The organism is Mesorhizobium sp. M1A.T.Ca.IN.004.03.1.1 (genome assembly GCF_003997555.1).
Classification (GTDB): domain Bacteria; phylum Pseudomonadota; class Alphaproteobacteria; order Rhizobiales; family Rhizobiaceae; genus Mesorhizobium.
On sequence record NZ_RZTV01000034.1, the window covers coordinates 1 to 4139 of the forward strand.

Here is a 4139-nt window from a genome sequence, read left to right on the forward strand (position 1 = left end):
GGCGAAGTTCCGCAATGCCGGCCAGACCTGCGTTTCCGCGAACCGCATTTACGTCCAATCGAGCGTTCACGATGAGTTCGTCAAGAAATTCGTGGAAAGAATCCGGCACTTGTCGGTTGGCGACGGATTCGATGCCGGAGTGGACATCGGACCGCTCATCGACAAGCATGCTCTGGCCAAGATCGAGTCTCACATCGCAGATGCCATTGCGAAAGGCGGCACAATACGATGCGGGGGCCAGCGTATCGGCAAGAATGGCACGTTTTTCGAACCCACGGTCCTCACCGAGATTTCCAGCGTCATGGCAGTCGCGCAAGAGGAGACATTCGGGCCGCTCGCGCCGATCATTCGCTTCAACGATGCGGATCAGGTCGTGCGCGAGGCCAATGACACGATCTACGGCCTCGCCGCATACTTCTATGCCTCAAACCTGAAGCGGGTCTGGCGTGTGGCAGAGGCTCTGGAATATGGCATGGTTGGCATCAACACGGGACGCATGTCCTCGGAGGCGGCACCGTTTGGCGGGATCAAACAATCCGGCATCGGGCGGGAGGGTTCCCGTCATGGCCTCGAGGACTATCTGGAAATGAAATATCTTTGCATGGGCGGGATTTGAAACCTGCTGCACTGTCTCTCCGCCCCACCGGGGGGCGGCCTGCGGTCAATGCCGCCACCTAATTGGAAGTTCCAAACGCCGTTGACCTGAAACACGGATGCCCGGCAGGAGACTGAGCTCGCTGCCGGGCCGGACATGCCTTGGGAGGGCATAAGTCAGCGCTCCTAGGGCCGATGGGCCACTCAGTTCGTGCGCCTTTTGCCGATTGCGTTGCATGTGCCGTGCCAAGCCAAAAAGCATTGATAAACCGCCGATGGATCAGCTTTTGCCCTGTTGCGCATTCTACATTGTGGGATATGCGACAATGCCCAAGCGGTTGAATCGTCGTGTTGCAGACCCCCAGACGGGTCATGACTGCTATTCTTAGGACAGTGCGCAGCAAGCCGCTACTCGCTGCACTCCAGGCACACCATTTCCATAATCAAGCGGTGGGTGCTATGTCTGACCGAGCTGTCGACCAGGGAACGGTGTGAGGCCTCAAATCCCTCCATATTGTTGCACCCGCCGGTCCAACAGGACTGCAGGTCCGGACTCAAAGGATCTTGGCTGCTATGGCGACATTGCGGTGCACGCCGCTTTCCGACCAATGATGTGCGTCCAGGTCGAGGCCGGCCCTATAATGAACCACCCTCGCCCATCTCATTTCGGCATCGACAAGCTAGACCAGAGCGCACTTGCAAGGCGCCATTCAGTCCTGTCGGCGGGCGAACTGTTGGTGACGGGTACAGCTGCGAGCGAACGTTCATCCACCGACGCGCAGCGCGGACTGTCGCTTTTCAAATTAGGAAATCTCTGTAGCCACCATTCATGAGCGCGCGGCCACGCGAGACGGCCCGACGGATGCGGTCGCGCAGATGATCGCGAGGATCCGCCCAGTCGGCATGGACGCGCCGTTGACCGATGAGAACTTCGGCGAGCTCGCGATGAGGTGCTCCGGCGAGCGAACCGTCGAGCGCACGAAGAACGAAGGACAAACGAACGCCGCGCTTTTCCGGCGCAAACAAGCGGGGGGGCAACTGTTGCCCTAGACTGAGAGCATTGAGGCACTCCAGTCCCCTCAGTCGATGCTTTAAAAGCACCGCGGGCCAGATGGCTTGCGTATGCAGGCAAACAGGGTGGAGGATATTCGCGCCCGAGACGGCGAGCTGCAGCGCGTGGTCCGCATTGCGAAGAAGAACATGCTGGCTCTTGTCGGGCGCCAGCAGGACGATTGCACGACAGGGCAATGCCGAGAGTTCGAACGGCGGTGTCGGCGACGAGGCAGGCAACCGTTCCGCAATGACCGGCAGCACATGGACGCACCAGAGCGGACACCAGAATACGACCGAAGCGCGGCCACAAGACTCCGCGAAACAGAACACCCCAGCGTGACAGGTCGCCGGCCGACGCGACCATATCGAGAAAGGATTGGAGAGACCAAGTCTTGCAATGCTGGCGCGCAGCGGTCAGATCGCGCTGGAACGCTGGATTGCGGCGTAAGAACTCCCAAGCCCACTCCCGCAGCGTCAGGCCAGCGGTGTAGTCGTATGATCTTTCATCCCGCCAATCGGCCTGATCCGCGCCAGTCAGGAGATTCATGACTGACATCCCCTGCCCGCGCCTGCGTGCGTCGAAACATTATGCCACTTCGCAAAGCATCGGCGAAGGCAGCAGACGTCGAAGACCCCGTTTCGTTGAAGCGTCAGCCATCGCCACTGTCGGCGACAGAAGATGTGCCCAAATTGCCACCAGACCGTCGAACTGGCACAGCGACGGCCAGCGCGACCTGGAATTGATCCCGTAACGGTCATCGGCTCCTGCGTCGCGATCCAGACGTCCCTTGAAGGCGCAGTAGCGCGGCAGTGGATCGCACGCTGCTTGTCGGCAAGTTGTCGTAGCGGCGGCGCCATAGGCACGGTCATCGGAGGGTCTCCTGCGGCAAGTTTTCGCCATTGGAGGCCAATCTCCCCGCTAGGGCAGCCTGTGCAGTTGCACAGGTGAAGCGGATCAATCAGGGGGAGCCATGGCGGAAACTGGATGATGGCGGCTTGAGGAGAGCGGCGTATCGAGGCGGGTGATGAAGCCTGCCAGTACCTCTCAAGGAGAGTGATACGCCATGAACGAGACTATCAACACATTGTTCGCCTTCGTCAGCCCGACGAAATCGATGATACCCTGACGGATGTACTTCGCAGCGGCGCGCGCAAATTGCTTGCGCATGCGATCGAGATGGAGGCCGAGGCGTATGCCAAGGCGGTCGACTGCCTGACGAAAGATCATATTGCGTCGCTGGCGCTCTACGATTTCCCCGCCCAACACTGGGATCATCTGCGAACGTCCAATCCCATCGAAAGCGTCTTTGCAACCGTTCGCTATCGCACGGTGCGTACCAAGGGCTCGCTATCCTCGAAAACCGCCCAGCTGATGGTCTTCAAGCTGTTGGCCGCGGCCAGGAAGTGGCGACGATTGAAAGGACAAAATCAGTTGCCGAAACTCATCGCAGGTGCCAGGTTCCTGGACGGAATCCAGGTCATCGAAACGAAGCCGCAGAGCGCCGCTTGATCAGCCTCGTCACCCAAATTCCAGCATAGCTCCATCGGAACTGCCAGCCTTCCTTGCCGATCAGGCGCATATCAGCGCTGACGATACCGAGGACGGCGATGGCGGTCACCTCCAGGCCGCCGAGTAACGACCCTCAAAACACCGCACTGGTCGAGGCCAGCCTGAACCGGTATCTTGTGCCTGCCCTCGGGAGTCGCTCTATCCACCATGTGATCGACACCGACATTGCTAACATCACCAAGAAGATCGTCGCCGGGGGTCACCCGCAAGCGGCTAACACGGCCTTCTGGTGTATGCGGGCTTTTTTCAACTGGTGTCGCAAACCGCCGCAACGCCTCATCCGCGGTTTCCCCGCGAGGGATTGGAAAATCCGGATCCGGCCCCGATCGTCAAGCGCAAGCGAGTGGTGAACGATGCCGAACTGGCGGCTATATGAACGGGCTGTGAGCCCGAACCGGGCGATATCGGCTATTCGTTCGGCTCCATCGTCAAGCTGCTCATTCTGACCGGACAGAGGCGTACGGAAGTTGCCGCGATGCGTTGGTCCTCAACCTTGAAGCCGGAACATGGAACTATCGGGTGACCGCACGAAGAACGAAGAGCCTACGCTTATTCCGCTGTCCACACTGGCGGTGTCGGTCCCCCAGACGGTACCGAACACCAATGACACGTTTTTTTCCCTGCGAGGGGCAACGAAAGAAGCCACTTCTCAGGCTACGCGAAGGGCAAGAAGGCTCTAGACGGCAAGGTCAATACTGACGGGGTGGCTTTGGAGAACTGGACCCTTTACGATCTGCGCAGGACGCTCGCGACAAATCTCGGCAGGCGGCAGGTATTGCCACACGTCATCGAGCACATACTGAATCACAAGGCGGCGTCCTTGACAGACATTGGCGAAATCTACAATCTCTATAGCAACGTCAAGGAGAAGCGCGAGGTGTTGCAGATGTGGTCAAATCACATCGAATGGCTGATCAAGCAG

General features: G+C 59.1%; 3 protein-coding genes. 2 read left to right on the forward strand and 1 reads right to left on the reverse strand.

Features of this window, described 5'->3' with window-relative positions; all coding sequences use genetic code 11:
- The coding region (locus EOD29_RS30440; RefSeq protein ID WP_127248762.1) for an aldehyde dehydrogenase family protein at window positions 1-616 on the forward strand (616 nt) is incomplete at its 5' end.
- A gap of 776 nt (window positions 617-1392) precedes the next feature.
- On the opposite strand, the gene EOD29_RS30445 is transcribed toward EOD29_RS30440, so the two are convergent.
- Window positions 1393-1908, reverse strand: a complete 516-nt coding sequence (locus tag EOD29_RS30445; RefSeq protein ID WP_224570032.1) for a DUF2285 domain-containing protein — start codon at window positions 1906-1908, stop codon at window positions 1393-1395.
- A gap of 793 nt (window positions 1909-2701) precedes the next feature.
- On the opposite strand from EOD29_RS30445, the gene EOD29_RS30450 reads away from it, so the two are divergent.
- A complete protein-coding gene (locus tag EOD29_RS30450) occupies window positions 2702-3157 on the forward strand; it encodes a transposase (protein ID WP_256748481.1) in 456 nt (151 codons plus the stop codon).
- Window positions 3158-4139: the final 982 nt, after the last annotated feature.